Annotated in this window: 10 protein-coding genes; 6 read left to right on the forward strand and 4 right to left on the reverse strand. The window is 61.4% G+C overall.

The genetic code is table 11. The annotated features are described in order from the left end of the window. Nucleotides 1-3: 3 nt before the first annotated feature. The gene (locus tag LVY65_RS10555) at nucleotides 4-1056 is read right to left on the reverse strand and encodes a metallophosphoesterase (protein WP_235068134.1); all 1053 of its coding nucleotides are present in this window, start codon (nucleotides 1054-1056) and stop codon (nucleotides 4-6) included. A gap of 127 nt (nucleotides 1057-1183) precedes the next feature. On the opposite strand from LVY65_RS10555, the gene LVY65_RS10560 reads away from it, so the two are divergent. From LVY65_RS10560 to rplL, 3 genes are all read left to right on the forward strand, one after another. After that, nucleotides 1184-1573, forward strand: a complete 390-nt coding sequence (locus tag LVY65_RS10560) for a plastocyanin/azurin family copper-binding protein (protein WP_235068135.1) — start codon at nucleotides 1184-1186, stop codon at nucleotides 1571-1573. A gap of 284 nt (nucleotides 1574-1857) precedes the next feature. Then, on the forward strand, nucleotides 1858-2364 hold the full coding sequence (rplJ, locus tag LVY65_RS10565; protein ID WP_235068136.1) for a 50S ribosomal protein L10: 507 nt from the start codon (nucleotides 1858-1860) through the stop codon (nucleotides 2362-2364). A gap of 56 nt (nucleotides 2365-2420) precedes the next feature. Further along, nucleotides 2421-2801: a 50S ribosomal protein L7/L12 gene (gene rplL / locus LVY65_RS10570; RefSeq protein WP_235068137.1), complete on the forward strand. Its 381-nt coding sequence runs from the start codon at nucleotides 2421-2423 to the stop codon at nucleotides 2799-2801. Between the two features lie 84 nt (nucleotides 2802-2885). Here rplL and LVY65_RS10575 read toward each other — a convergent pair whose 3' ends face one another. Continuing rightward, entirely contained in the window at nucleotides 2886-3221 is a 336-nt protein-coding gene (locus LVY65_RS10575; RefSeq protein WP_235068138.1) for a DOPA 4,5-dioxygenase family protein, read from the reverse strand. A 133-nt stretch (nucleotides 3222-3354) separates the two neighbouring features. Between LVY65_RS10575 and LVY65_RS10580 the strand changes: the two genes are divergently transcribed. The 3 genes from LVY65_RS10580 to rpoC all read left to right on the forward strand — a co-directional run bounded on the left by LVY65_RS10580 (nucleotide 3355) and on the right by rpoC (nucleotide 12593). Continuing rightward, a complete protein-coding gene (locus tag LVY65_RS10580) occupies nucleotides 3355-3903 on the forward strand; it encodes a L,D-transpeptidase family protein (protein ID WP_235068139.1) in 549 nt (182 codons plus the stop codon). A gap of 208 nt (nucleotides 3904-4111) precedes the next feature. Further along, nucleotides 4112-8275, forward strand: coding sequence for a DNA-directed RNA polymerase subunit beta (rpoB, locus tag LVY65_RS10585; RefSeq protein ID WP_235068140.1), 4164 nt, complete (start codon nucleotides 4112-4114; stop codon nucleotides 8273-8275). A gap of 52 nt (nucleotides 8276-8327) precedes the next feature. Continuing rightward, complete coding sequence (gene rpoC, locus LVY65_RS10590; protein WP_235068141.1) at nucleotides 8328-12593, forward strand: DNA-directed RNA polymerase subunit beta'; 4266 nt, start codon at nucleotides 8328-8330, stop codon at nucleotides 12591-12593. Between the two features lie 80 nt (nucleotides 12594-12673). Here rpoC and LVY65_RS10595 read toward each other — a convergent pair whose 3' ends face one another. After that, complete coding sequence (locus LVY65_RS10595) at nucleotides 12674-12814, reverse strand: entericidin EcnA/B family protein (RefSeq protein ID WP_235068143.1); 141 nt, start codon at nucleotides 12812-12814, stop codon at nucleotides 12674-12676. Between the two features lie 240 nt (nucleotides 12815-13054). Beyond that, complete coding sequence (locus tag LVY65_RS10600) at nucleotides 13055-13849, reverse strand: thymidylate synthase (RefSeq protein ID WP_235068145.1); 795 nt, start codon at nucleotides 13847-13849, stop codon at nucleotides 13055-13057. Nucleotides 13850-13948: the final 99 nt, after the last annotated feature.

The raw sequence follows: 13948 nt of genomic DNA on the forward strand, positions 1-13948 counted from the left end.
CCCCTACGGCTTGCCAGTTGGCCGTGGCACCTCATGCGCCGTGACCTGGTCGCCGACTATTTCGAGATAGGAAAGCTTACCGCCATAGGCGCGACTGATGGCGGTATCCGTTTGCCACAGCAGCCCATTGTCCGATGATACGATTCCATTCGGAGATGGAGTGTGACCGACAACAATCCGTGCGACGTTGAAATCCACCAACACCAAGTGGATTTCTTGATCGATTGTGAGAGGCAGTTTGTCACCGGGAAGGAGCGGCGACACCGTAGTCCCATCACCAGGCTCGCGGCTAATCAGCCCGCGGTACCAGAGCGGGCCGGCCGGGTCGTTGATGATCGATGTGGGGCCTTGTTCCTGCGCCTTGAGCGCATCGGCAACCCGCCGGTTTATCTGCTCCGGCGAAAGCTTGGCAAAAGCGGAGCTCACGCCGCCGTGGACGAACAAGGAGTCGCCCAGCCTGACCACGGCCGGATTGCCGATCACCCATTTACCGATCTCGCCATCGGGCCGCCACGCGGCCTGATGCTCCAGCATGCCGAGTGGCGTTGCCTTCATCCAGGCCTCTCGGATTGCCGCTGGAGTCAATGTGGGATCGCGCGCCCGATAAGCGGTTTCGATTGCGACACTGTTCGCCACATAAATGCGCTCGCGACGCGCTTCGGAGTCACGGTCGGCGAAGGCGCGATATTCCCCCGGGTGAACGTAGCGAAGGTCGCCGATCATATTCATCGCTTCATGATTGCCGACCAAGGCGATCACCTTGCCGCCGCGGCCAGGCGCTTCCCGCTGGAGCTTCATCAATTGGCGGATGATCTTGAGGCTGTCGGGTCCGCGATCGACCACGTCGCCCATTTGGACGAGCACGGTCGAGGAACCGGCCCAATGTCCCTTTGGGTCGACCAGTCCGGCGGCCCGGGCAATCGCAGCCCAAGCGTCATAATCGCCATGGAGATCGCCCACGGCGACGATCCGATCGGGGGCTGGTTTGGCCTGGGTCGCGCCGGGAAACAGCACCGCGGCGAATAGGAGCAGGGGCCAGATCAAAAGCCTGAGCATCGAAACTCCGCGGCGAACAGCGCCGGAAATGGGCGCTCTTGTCCTTGCTTTGTCAAGCCGTGTCCCGGTCGACGGACGCATAGGATCAATGTTACGAGCGTTCCATCGTGGCAAAGGAGAGTTGGCCATGCCCATTTCACGTCTGTTCGTTCTGCCCATGCTGGTCTTTGCGGTTTCCATGGCAACCGCCCAGGCACCGGCGGTCGTTCAGGTGCAGCTGGCAAGTTTCAGCTTTACGCCGAAGTCGATCATGCTCGACCATGGGCAGCCTTATGTCCTTCGACTCTCCAATGTCTCTGGCAGCGGCCATGATTTTACCGCGCAGGAGTTTTTCGCTGCGGCCAACGTGGTACCGGGCGATCGCAAGTGGATACAGGAAGGCGTGATCGAAGTGCCCTCTGGCCAGGTCCGCGAAATACACCTGACCGCGCCGGCAGCAGCGGCGACATACAAACTCAAATGCTCGCATAGCCTGCACAAGGTGTTCGGCATGTCAGGCACCATTGTCGTCCGCTAGCAAGGGCGGCAAAGCCTTGACTTTCCACTGCTTGGCTGTAGGGACCGCCGCGTCGCGTCCCTCGGGACATGACGCTCGTCCGAGACAGCCGCTGGGGTTCGCCCCTTAATTCGCGGCCTAGACGGGGACAGGAATTCAGGACGGGTCGCGCTGCGATCCGGTCGTGCGTTGGCTTTGCCAACGCCTCTCGATCCATCCCCCGGACATCTCGGAGACGTGGGAATTTCCTGCGGCTCCAACCGCTTGCCGGATGGTCCGGCCGGCGGAATGACTAGGAGTATGGCATGGATCGTTCGCAAAAAGCCGATCTGGTTGCCGAGCTGAAGAACGTCTTCAACGAGACCAGCGTGGTGGTGATCACCCGCAATCTCGGCCTGTCGGTCGCCCAGTCGACCGACCTGCGCTTGAAGATGCGCGATGCCGGTGCCCAGTTCAAAGTTGCGAAGAACCGGCTTGCCAAGATCGCGCTTGAGGGCACCAAGTACGGATCGATCGGCGAAATGCTGACCGGCCCGACCGCCTTGGCCACCTCGATCGATCCCGTCGCGGCTGCAAAAGTCGCGGTGGATTTCGCCAAGACCAACGATCGTCTCGAGATCGTCGGTGGCGCGATGGGCGATACGCTGCTCGATTTGAACGGGATCAAGGCGCTTGCCGCGCTTCCGTCACTCGATCAGCTGCGCGGCACTCTGGTGGGCCTCATTCAGGCGCCCGCCACGAAGATCGCCCGCATCGCCAAGGAGCCGGGTGGCCAGCTGGCGCGCGTTCTCGCCGCCAAGGCCGCAGCTTAAGTTCTTACCCAACCACGCACGACATTGGGGCCTGAGCGCCCGCAAGGAGTATTCAAATGGCTGACCTTAACAAAATCGTTGAAGAGCTTTCGGCTCTGACCGTCCTCGAAGCCGCTGAGCTTTCGAAGCTGCTCGAAGAGAAGTGGGGCGTTTCGGCCGCCGCTGCCGTCGCCGTAGCTGGCCCGGCCGCCGGCGCCGCTGCTGCTGGCCCGGCTGCTGAAGAGCAGACCGAATTCGACGTGATCCTCACCGGCGACGGTGGCAAGAAGATCAACGTCATCAAGGAAGTCCGCGCCATCACCGGTCTGGGCCTCGGCGAAGCCAAAGCGCTCGTCGAAGGCGCTCCGAAGGCCGTCAAGGAAGGCGTCAACAAGGACGAAGCCGAGAAAATCAAGAAGCAGATCGAGGAAGCCGGCGGCACCGTCGAGCTCAAGTAAGCTTCTGACAAGTTTCACGGGTGTCTTGAAGCGCCCGTGGATGGAAGGGGCGGCTCCGCGAGGGGTCGCCCCTTTTCGTTTGAGTTAGCCAAATATCGACAAGTCGAGCGCCTCGCTCGGCCCGAACCATACGACATTATGTGTATGGTCCTGGCGGTCGTCGCCGGTCGAAGCATGGGCGAAGATCGTCAGTCCCGCCCGATTGACCGCCAGCCAGGTCGCCACTCGCCCGAACAGATCGGGCGGGACCGTCATCTGCACACTACCCCGGGGATGCGGGCCGACCGGCGCCAGATGGAAATGGCCAACTGCGACCCCAAACTTATCCTGGACTGCCTTGGCCAGAGCTTTGGAGCGTTCCACCTCCGCAGGATCGAAATAGATATGAGCGTGAAAATCCTGGATGGTCGGTTCGGTCATGACGGCTCCTTTGTGCCTAGTTTGTAGGCCCAACTGCGCAATTCAAGGCAGCCGATGCGCCAGTCGGAGGAACCGACTCGGCGGACGCGCATTCATCCTGCAAAAGTCAAGCATTTAGAAAAGAGCAGGAACGATGAAACAGCTAGCGCTTGCGCTCGCGGTAACGAGCGCCTTTGCACTCGCGATCCCCATTTCCCCGGCGGTCGCTTCCATCGAAACTTACGAAGCCAAAGCTGAGGCCAGCGATGCTGTCGCGATGGCCCGGCTCCAGATGGAGGAAGTATTTGGCGACAAGCAAATAAAGGCCGGCCAATATCTCTGGCGAAAGGGATCGTTCGAAGGCGATCCCCGCGTGGTTATAAGCATCGCCGACCAGCTCGCCTTCCTTTTTCGCGGCGACCAGTTGGTGGCGGTATCAAGCATTTCGACCGGCCGCGAAACAAACCCGACGCCAACCGGCATCTTCTCGATATTGCAGAAGAAGCCGATGCATCGCAGCATCAAATATGAGAATGCGCCGATGCCGTTCATGCAGCAGATCGACCAATATGGGATCGCGCTGCATGCCGGGCACAATCCCGGCTATCCCGCCAGCCATGGCTGCATCCGCCTGCCAGCCGATTTCGCGAAGAAGCTCTATGCCGTGACCGACCTTGGCGCGACAGTGATGATCGGGGCTTGAACCCGGAATAAAAAGGCGTATATCCGCTCAATCCAACATTTAACGGCTCCGCCGCACGGTGACGTGCGCCCGGGGCCTTTCCTGTCCTCACCGGGACACGGACCGACCCCGCGCAACGGTCCGAACGTATGGTGAGGAACTTCCAGGAGCCGCGCCGGACTTCATTGGGCCGCGTTCCTCGACGCGTGCCCGGAGCGCAGGGAATAAGATGGCGACTAAGCAAAAAGACGTGCCCACCATGGCCCGCACCAACAACTCGCGCCGCATCCGCAAGATCTTCGGTAACATCCACGAAATCAGCGAGATGCCGAACCTGATCGAGGTACAGCGGGAAAGCTATGAGCAGTTCCTTCGTTCCGATCCCGCGATCGGCTATGTCTCCGGCCTCGAAAAGACCCTTCGCTCAGTCTTCCCGATCCAGGATTTCGCCGGCACGGCGCATCTCGACTTCGACCGCTACGAGCTTGAGAACCCAAAGTATGACACCGACGAGTGCCGCCAGCGCGGGCTGACCTATGCCGCGCCGATGCGGGTCACGCTGCGCCTCACTACCTTCGAAATCGATCCCGACACCGAGGCCAAGTCGGTCATCGATATCAAGGAGCAGGACGTCTACATGGGCGACATGCCCCTGATGACGGGCAACGGCACCTTCATCATCAACGGCACCGAGCGCGTCATCGTGTCGCAGATGCACCGTTCGCCGGGTGTGTTGTTCGACCATGACCGCGGCAAGACCCACGCCAGCGGCAAGTATCTCTTCGCGGCTCGGGTCATCCCCTATCGCGGTAGCTGGCTAGACTTCGAATTCGACGCCAAGGACATCGTCAACGTCCGCATCGACCGCAAGCGCAAGCTGCCGGTCACCGCGCTGCTGCACGCGCTGGGCCTTACCAGCGAGGAAATCCTCAACACCTTCTACAACCGCGTCATTTACGTGCGCGGTAAGAACGGCTGGCAGATCCCTTATTCGCCGGAAAGCTGGCGCGGCCAGAAGCCGACCCACGACGTTGTCGATGCCGACACGGGCGAGGTGGTTTTCAAGGCGCACGAGAAAATCACGCCGCGCAAGGCCAATGCCACCGCCAAGGATGGACTGAAGAATGTCATCATCCCGACCGAGGAAATCTTCGGCCGCTTCTCGGCGTTCGACCTGATCAACGAAAAGACCGGTGAGATTTACGTCGAGGCGGGTGACGAGATATCCGCCGAGAATCTCGAAATGCTGGACAAGGCCGGCGTCGACCGCCTCGAGCTGCTCGACATCGACTATGTCAATACCGGCCCTTGGATCCGCAACACGCTAAAGGCCGACAAATCGGAAGATGGCGATAGCGCGCTGGCCGACATCTACCGCGTCATGCGCCCCGGCGAACCGCCGACCCGCGAGACTGCGGACGCGCTGTTTTACGGGCTGTTCTTCGATCCCGAGCGCTACGACCTCTCGGCCGTCGGCCGGGTCAAACTCAACATGCGCCTTGGCCTCGACGCCGATGACACGGTCACCACGCTTCGCCGCGAGGACATCCTTGCGGTCGTTCAGGAGCTGGTGAACCTCAAGGACGGCAAGGGCGAGATCGACGACATCGACAACCTCGCCAACCGCCGCGTCCGCTCGGTCGGCGAGTTGCTCGAGAATCAGTATCGGGTCGGCCTGCTCCGCATGGAGCGCGCCGTGAAGGAGCGCATGAGCTCGGTCGACGTGTCGACCGTCATGCCGAACGACCTGATCAACGCAAAGCCGGCAGTGGCCGCAGTGCGTGAATTCTTCGGCTCGTCGCAGCTGTCGCAGTTCATGGATCAGACCAATCCGCTTTCCGAAGTGACGCACAAGCGCCGCGTGTCGGCGCTCGGGCCGGGCGGCCTGACCCGCGAGCGTGCGGGCTTCGAAGTCCGCGACGTCCATCCGACCCACTATGGCCGCATCTGCCCGATCGAGACGCCGGAAGGGCCGAACATCGGCCTCATCAACTCGCTCGCCAGCTTCAGCCGGGTAAACAAGTACGGCTTCATCGAAACGCCGTACCGCAAGGTCGTCGACAACAAGGTGACCGACGACGTCGTCTATCTGTCGGCGATGGAAGAGGCCAAGCACACCATCGCGCAGGCCAACGCCGAGCTGTCGAAGACCGGCGGCTTCGTTGAGGAAATCGTCTCGAGCCGCCGTAACGGCGACTTCCTGATGGCGCCCCGCGACACCATCACCCTGATGGACGTCAGCCCGAAGCAGCTGGTTTCGGTTGCCGCCTCGCTCATTCCCTTCCTGGAGAATGACGACGCCAACCGCGCGCTGATGGGTTCGAACATGCAGCGCCAGGCTGTGCCGCTCCTCCAAGCCGATGCCCCCCTGGTCGGAACCGGCATGGAAGAGACGGTTGCGCGCGATTCAGGCGCGGCGATTGCCGCCCGCCGTACGGGCATCGTCGACCAGGTCGACGCGACCCGTATTGTCGTTCGCGTCACGAGCGACTTGCGCGCCGGTGAATCGGGCGTCGACATCTACACGCTGATGAAGTTCCAGCGCTCGAACCAGAACACGTGCATCAACCAGCGTCCGCTGGTGAAGGTCGGTGACACGGTAGAGGCCGGCGAGATTATCGCCGACGGACCGTCGACCCAGTTCGGCGAGCTGGCGCTGGGCCGCAACGTGCTCGTCGCGTTCATGCCCTGGAACGGCTACAACTATGAGGACTCCATCCTCATCAGCGAACGCATCGTTAAGGACGACGTCTTCACGTCGATCCACATCGAGGAATTCGAAGTGATGGCCCGCGACACGAAGCTCGGGCCGGAAGACATCACCCGCGATATTCCTAACGTCGGCGAGGAAGCGCTGCGCAACCTCGACGAGGCGGGCATCGTCTACATCGGTGCCGAGGTCGAGCCGGGCGACATTCTGTGCGGCAAGATCACTCCGAAGGGCGAAAGCCCGATGACGCCGGAAGAGAAGCTTCTCCGCGCCATCTTCGGTGAGAAGGCTTCGGACGTTCGCGACACCTCGTTGCGCTTGCCACCGGGCGTTACCGGCACGGTGGTAGAGGTTCGTGTGTTCAACCGCCACGGCATCGACATCGACGATCGTACCCGTGCCATCCAGAGCGAGGAGAAGGATCGCCTGCGCAAGGACGCCGACGACGAAAAAGGCATCCTCAACCGCGCCACCTTTGCCCGCCTCTCCGAAATGCTGCTCGGCCAGGTCGCAACCGCGGCGCCGAAGAGCATCAAGAAGGGCGCTACCATCGACGAAGCGATGCTTGAGGCGACCGAGAAACACGAATGGTGGAAGATCGCCGTCAAGGACGATGCCCGCCAGGCCGATCTAGAGGCCTTGAAGGCGCAGTATGATGAGGCCACCGGCGTCATCAACCGCAAGTTCGAGGACCGCGTCGAGAAGCTGGAGCGCGGCGACGAGTTGCCGCCGGGCGTGCTCAAGATGGTCAAGGTGTTCGTCGCGGTGAAGCGCAAGCTTCAGCCGGGCGACAAAATGGCCGGCCGTCACGGCAACAAGGGTGTCATCAGCCGGATCCTGCCGCAGGAAGACATGCCGTTCCTCGAGGACGGAACTCCAGTCGACATCGTGCTGAACCCGCTCGGCGTGCCATCGCGCATGAACGTGGGCCAGATCTTCGAAACTCACCTTGGCTGGGCCGCCCGCGGCCTCGGCAAGCAGATCCAGGAGATGCTGGAGGGCATTCACGCCCGCGGCGCCGAATTCAGCGGCAAGGACGCCAAGGAAGTCCGCGCCAAGCTGAAGGACGTCTATGGCGACAATTATGCCAAGGACATTGATGCTCGAAACGACGAGCAGGTGATGGAACTGGCAGGCAACCTGATCGGCGGCGTGCCGATGGGCACCCCGGTGTTCGACGGCGCCCGTGAAGCGGACGTGTCGGCGATGCTGGAGAAGGCAGGGCTCGACCAGTCGGGGCAGGTGACCCTGTTCGACGGACGGACCGGCGATGCCTTCGACCGCAAGGTGACGGTGGGCTACATCTATATGTTGAAGCTCCATCACTTGGTCGACGACAAGATCCACGCCCGCTCGATCGGACCATACAGCCTGGTCACCCAGCAGCCGTTGGGCGGCAAGGCGCAGTTCGGCGGACAGCGATTCGGCGAGATGGAGGTCTGGGCTCTCCAGGCTTACGGCGCTGCCTACACGCTTCAGGAAATGCTGACGGTGAAGTCGGACGACGTCATCGGCCGCACCAAGGTCTATGAGGCGATCGTAAAGGGCGACGACACGTTCGAAGCCGGAATTCCGGAAAGCTTCAACGTGCTGGTCAAGGAAATGCGCTCGCTGGGCCTCAACGTCGAGCTGGACTCGATCGTGGACCCGGACGCCGAACCAGTCGCGATTGCCGCCGAGTAACTGACATTCCCCCGCCCCTCCCCAAGCGGGAGGGGAATGGAGACTTAAAGATATGAACGAGCTGACCAACTTCGCGAACCCGGTGGCAAAGCCGGAGGCCTTTGACCAAATCAAGATCGGCATCGCGTCGCCAGACAAGATCCGTTCCTGGTCGTTCGGCGAGATCAAGAAGCCGGAGACGATCAATTACCGCACGTTCAAGCCCGAGCGTGACGGCCTGTTCTGCGCGCGCATTTTCGGGCCGATCAAGGACTACGAGTGCCTGTGCGGCAAGTACAAGCGCATGAAGTACAAGGGCATCGTCTGCGAGAAGTGCGGCGTCGAGGTGACCGTCTCCAAGGTCCGCCGCGAGCGCATGGGCCATATCGAGCTGGCCGCGCCGGTTGCCCACATCTGGTTCCTAAAGTCGCTGCCTAGCCGCATCGGCCTGTTGCTCGACATGCAGTTGAAGCAACTCGAGCGCATTCTTTATTTCGAGAGCTATGTGGTGATCGAGCCCGGCCTGACCGCGCTCGAAAAGTACCAACTCCTTAGCGAGGACGAGTTGCTTGCCGCGCAGGACGAGTATGGCGAAGACGCCTTCTCGGCCGGAATCGGCGCCGAGGCGGTAAAGACCATGCTGATGGACCTCGATCTCGTCGGCGAGCGCGAAGACCTTCTGAAGGAGCTGTCCGAGACCAAGTCGGAGCTCAAGCCGAAGAAGATCATCAAGCGCCTTAAGGTTGTCGAGAGCTTTATCGATTCCGGCAACCGCCCGGAATGGATGATCCTGGAAGTGATTCCGGTCATCCCACCCGAGCTTCGTCCGCTGGTGCCGCTCGACGGCGGCCGCTTCGCGACGTCGGATTTGAACGACCTTTATCGCCGCGTCATCAACCGCAACAACCGCTTGAAGCGGCTGATGGAGCTGCGCGCACCGGACATCATCGTCCGCAACGAAAAGCGCATGCTGCAGGAAGCGGTCGATGCGTTGTTCGACAACGGCCGCCGCGGCCGCACGATTACCGGCGCCAATAAGCGCCCGCTGAAGTCGCTCAGCGACATGCTGAAGGGCAAGCAGGGCCGGTTCCGCCAGAACCTGCTCGGCAAGCGCGTCGATTACTCGGGTCGCTCGGTCATCGTCACCGGTCCGGAGCTGAAGCTCCACCAGTGCGGCCTGCCGAAGAAAATGGCTTTGGAACTGTTCAAGCCGTTCATCTACTCTCGCCTCGACGCCAAGGGTCTGTCAATGACCCTGAAGCAGGCCAAGAAGTGGGTCGAAAAGGAGCGCAAGGAAGTCTGGGATATCCTCGATGAGGTTATCCGCGAGCATCCCGTGCTGCTGAACCGCGCGCCGACGCTCCACCGCCTCGGCATTCAGGCGTTCGAGCCCGTGTTGATCGAGGGCAAGGCGATCCAACTTCACCCGCTGGTTTGCTCGGCCTTCAACGCCGACTTCGACGGCGACCAGATGGCCGTGCACGTGCCCCTGAGCCTTGAAGCTCAGCTGGAAGCGCGCGTCCTGATGATGTCGACTAACAACATCCTGTCGCCTGCCAACGGCAAGCCGATTATCGTTCCGTCGCAGGACATGGTCCTCGGTCTCTATTACCTCTCGATGCAGAAGGAAGCTGAGCCGGGCGAGGGAATGCTTCTGGCCGATATGACCGAAGTCCATCAGGCGCTCGCTGCCGGCGCGGTCACGCTTCACACCAAAATTGTCAGCCGAGTCCCGCAGACGGATGAGGACGGCAACGAATATATGAAGCGCTTCGAGACGACCCCGGGCCGGATGCTGCTCGGCGAAACGCTACCCAAGAGCCACAAGGTGCCGTTCGAAACCGTCAACCGCCTCCTCACCAAGAAGGAAATCGGCGACGTTATCGACACCGTCTATCGTCACACCGGCCAGAAGGAGACGGTGCTGTTCGCCGACGCCATCATGGGCCTCGGCTTCCGCCACGCGTTCAAGGCTGGCATTTCGTTCGGCAAGGACGACATGGTCATTCCCGACACGAAGGTAGGGCTGGTCGACGAGACCCGCGCGCTCGTGAAGGATTACGAGCAGCAGTATCAGGACGGCCTGATCACGCAGCAGGAAAAGTACAACAAGGTGATCGACGCCTGGTCGCGTTGCGGCGACAAGGTTGCGAGCGAGATGATGAAGGAAATTTCGTCCGTAAAGAAGGGCGAGGATGGCCGCGAGCTGCCGATCAACTCGATCTACATGATGGCCCATTCGGGCGCTCGTGGTAGCCAGGCGCAGATCAAGCAGCTGGCGGGCATGCGCGGCCTGATGGCCAAGCCGTCGGGCGAGATCATCGAGACGCCGATCATTTCCAACTTCAAGGAAGGCCTGACCGTCCTTGAATATTTCAACTCGACCCACGGTGCCCGCAAGGGCCTGGCCGACACGGCGCTCAAGACGGCGAACTCAGGCTACCTGACCCGCCGCCTGGTTGACGTGTCGCAGGACGCGGTGATCATAGAGGAGGATTGCGGCACCGAACGCGCGCTGGAAATGCGCGCGATTGTGCAGGGCGGCGCGGTCATCGCTTCGCTTGCCGACCGCGTCTTGGGTCGCACCACGGCAGAGGACATCGTCGATCCGAAGACCAATGATGTGATCATCGCCGAGGGAACTCTTCTCGACGAGGCAATGGTCGCTCAACTCGAGGACTTGGGCCTGCAGGGCATCAAGATCCGCTCACCGCTGATCTGCGCTTCCAAGCAGGGCGTCTGTGCCAAATGCTACGGCCGCGACCTTGCTCGCGGTACGCCGGTCAACATCGGCGAGGCGGTCGGGGTCATCGCCGCTCAGTCGATCGGTGAGCCAGGCACCCAGCTGACGATGCGGACCTTCCACATCGGCGGCGCGGCCCAGCTCAACGAAGTCTCGAACCTCGAAGCACCGGTCGACGGGACGATCGAGCTCCGCGACATGCCGACGATCACCGACCCTCGTGGACGGCACCTTTCGCTGTCGCGTTCTGGCGAGATCGCGATCCTCGACATGGACCGTCGCGAGCTTTCGACACATCGCATCCCCTACGGTGCGCACTTGATGGTCGAGAACGGCCACATCGTCAGCCGTGGCGATCGCATTGCTGAATGGGATCCCTCGTTCAGCCCGGTGATCACCGAGCGTGCCGGCACGGTTAAGTATCAGGACCTGATCGAGAACCGCACGCTGGTCGAACAGACCGACGAGTCGACCGGCATTTCGCAGCGCGCGGTCATCGACGACCTCGCCAAGTCCAAGAAGGAAGACCTTCGTCCGCGCCTGACCATGATGGGCAAGGGCGACGACGAAACAGGCGTCTATCGCCTGGCTCCGGGTGCGGTCATTGCAGTCGAGGACGGGCAGGCGGTCGAAGCTGGTGAAGTGCTGGCGCGTATGCCGCGCGAAGCCGCCCGTACGCGTGACATCACCGGCGGTCTGCCGAGGGTTGCGGAGCTGTTCGAAGCCCGCAAGCCCAAGGAGAATGCGATCATCGCCAAAGTCTCGGGCAAGGTCAGCTTCAAAAAGGACTATAAGGCAAAGCGTAAGATCGCGATCATCCCCGACGACGGTTCGGAGGCGGTCGAGTATCTGGTGCCCAAGTCGAAGGTCATCGACGTGCAGGAAGGCGATTACGTCAAGCGCGGCGACAATCTCGTCGGCGGCTCGCCCGATCCGCATGACATCCTGGAAGTGCTCGGCGTCGAGGCGCTGGCCGAATATCTCGTCAGCGAGATCCAGGAAGTCTATCGATTGCAGGGCGTGAAGATCAACGACAAGCACATCGAGGTGATCGTTCGCCAGATGCTGCAGAAGGTCGAGATCACCGACGGCGGCGACACTACCCTCCTTGCCGGCGAACAAGTCGACCGGGAGGAAATGGACGAGATCAACTCGAAGCTGGAAAAGAAGCAGAAGCCTGCCGAAGGCAAGCCAGTGCTTCTTGGCATCACCAAGGCCAGTCTCCAGACTCGCAGCTTCATCTCGGCCGCGTCGTTCCAGGAGACTACTCGCGTCCTCACGGAGGCGTCGGTCCAGGGCAAGATCGATACGCTCAACGGCCTTAAGGAGAATGTGATCGTCGGCCGCCTGATCCCGGCGGGCACTGGCGCAGGCATGAACCGGATGCGCATTGCGGCCACCAGCCGTGATGCCGCGCTCCGCGCCCAGCAGCGCAAGTTGCAGGAAGCGCTGATCGCTCCAGAAACCGCGGCGCAGGAGCATGCTGCCGAGCTCGCCCAGGGCCCGGAAGCTGCTACGAACTCCGATCCGTTGGCAGAGGTCGCACCTTCGGGCCACGGTACCGACGCTGACGCAGGCGAATATCTGAACGACTAAGCCTCGGCCCGTTCAGCCAACAAAAAAAGGCCCGCCGGCGCAAACCGGCGGGCCTTTTATCTTTTGTAAAAAACGGCAGTTCAGCAGTTGCCGCCGTTAATCGCGTTCTCGGTGCAGTTGGCGGCCGAGGAGATATCCTGGCCAGCCCCGCGGACCGTGTTGCACGCGGCAATTGCCAGCGCGCCACCGATCAACAGCAGCGTAGTCACCTTACGAACCATGGTCGAGCTCCTTGTCTTGGCGTAACGACCATGGCCGAAATCAGGTGGCGTTGTCGACAGCGTTCGCCGCCGAGTTCAAATCTTTCGCCGTGCCGCGAACCGTATTGCACGCCGTGACGGCAACGCTGGCGCCGATTATCATTATGGTCACTACTTTCCGAAACATGGCATAATCTCCTGTCTTGTGGCTGAACGAACGCCGCAAATCCCGTTCGGTGCCATCACGCAGGCGAAATGCTCCTAGACCGCGACGGGCGCGGCGATGTGGGGATGCGGATCGTAGGCTTCGAACGCAAAATCTTCCGGCTCATAGGCGCCAATTGTTTGGCCGCGTTCCCTCATTACCAGTCGGGGCAGCGGACGCGGCTCACGCCCCAGCTGCAACCGCGCCTGTTCGAGATGGTTCGAGTAGAGGTGCACGTCCCCACCGGTCCAAACGAATATGCCAGGCTGTAGCCCGCACTCGCGCGCCAGCATGTGGGTCAGCAGCGCGTAGCTGGCAATATTGAACGGGACGCCCAGGAAGAAGTCGGCACTGCGCTGATACAGCTGCAGGTTTAGCCGTCCAGCCGCGACCTGGGTCTGGAACAGGCAATGACAGGGCGCCAGCGCCATTCGTTCGATCTCTCCCGGGTTCCATGCGGTAACGATCTGCCGCCGGGAGCCGGGATCGCGCTTAATCAGGTCGATGAGGTTTCGGATCTGGTCGATATGGCGCCCGTCGGGTGCCTCCCAATCCCGCCACTGTTTGCCATAGACCGGGCCAAGATCCCCATATTCGTCGGCCCATTCGTCCCAGATGCGGACCTTTCGGTCCTGCAGCCAGCGAATATTGGTGTCGCCGCGGAGGAACCACAGTAATTCGACGATGATTGATCGCAAATGGAGCTTCTTCGTCGTCAGCAGCGGAAAGCCCTGGGCAAGGTCGAAACGCATCTGGCCGCCGAACAGCGATAGCGTGCCGGTTCCAGTGCGATCCATCTGCTCGACGCCTTCGTCGAGAATCCGCTGCATCAGGTCGAGATATTGGCGCATGGCGTCACCCTAGCCGTCCGATTTGATACGTCCAGCGCCTGAAGCAGGGGATCGGTCAATCCGGATCGGACTTTGTTCGGTTAGGCATGAAGCAGCCGG

It is taken from the genome of Sphingomonas cremea (assembly GCF_021502585.1).
Lineage (GTDB): Bacteria > Pseudomonadota > Alphaproteobacteria > Sphingomonadales > Sphingomonadaceae > Sphingomicrobium > Sphingomicrobium cremea.

Excerpts from the sequence above, each read along its gene's own strand:
- LVY65_RS10555 (WP_235068134.1), bottom strand. The coding sequence starts at position 1,056 with ATGCTCAGGCTTTTGATCTGGCCCCTGCTCCTATTCGCCGCGGTGCTG.
- LVY65_RS10560 (WP_235068135.1), top strand. The coding sequence starts at position 1,184 with ATGCCCATTTCACGTCTGTTCGTTCTGCCCATGCTGGTCTTTGCGGTT.
- rplJ (WP_235068136.1), top strand. The coding sequence starts at position 1,858 with ATGGATCGTTCGCAAAAAGCCGATCTGGTTGCCGAGCTGAAGAACGTC.
- rplL (WP_235068137.1), top strand. The coding sequence starts at position 2,421 with ATGGCTGACCTTAACAAAATCGTTGAAGAGCTTTCGGCTCTGACCGTC.
- LVY65_RS10575 (WP_235068138.1), bottom strand. The coding sequence starts at position 3,221 with ATGACCGAACCGACCATCCAGGATTTTCACGCTCATATCTATTTCGAT.
- LVY65_RS10580 (WP_235068139.1), top strand. The coding sequence starts at position 3,355 with ATGAAACAGCTAGCGCTTGCGCTCGCGGTAACGAGCGCCTTTGCACTC.
- rpoB (WP_235068140.1), top strand. The coding sequence starts at position 4,112 with ATGGCGACTAAGCAAAAAGACGTGCCCACCATGGCCCGCACCAACAAC.
- rpoC (WP_235068141.1), top strand. The coding sequence starts at position 8,328 with ATGAACGAGCTGACCAACTTCGCGAACCCGGTGGCAAAGCCGGAGGCC.
- LVY65_RS10595 (WP_235068143.1), bottom strand. The coding sequence starts at position 12,814 with ATGGTTCGTAAGGTGACTACGCTGCTGTTGATCGGTGGCGCGCTGGCA.
- LVY65_RS10600 (WP_235068145.1), bottom strand. The coding sequence starts at position 13,849 with ATGCGCCAATATCTCGACCTGATGCAGCGGATTCTCGACGAAGGCGTC.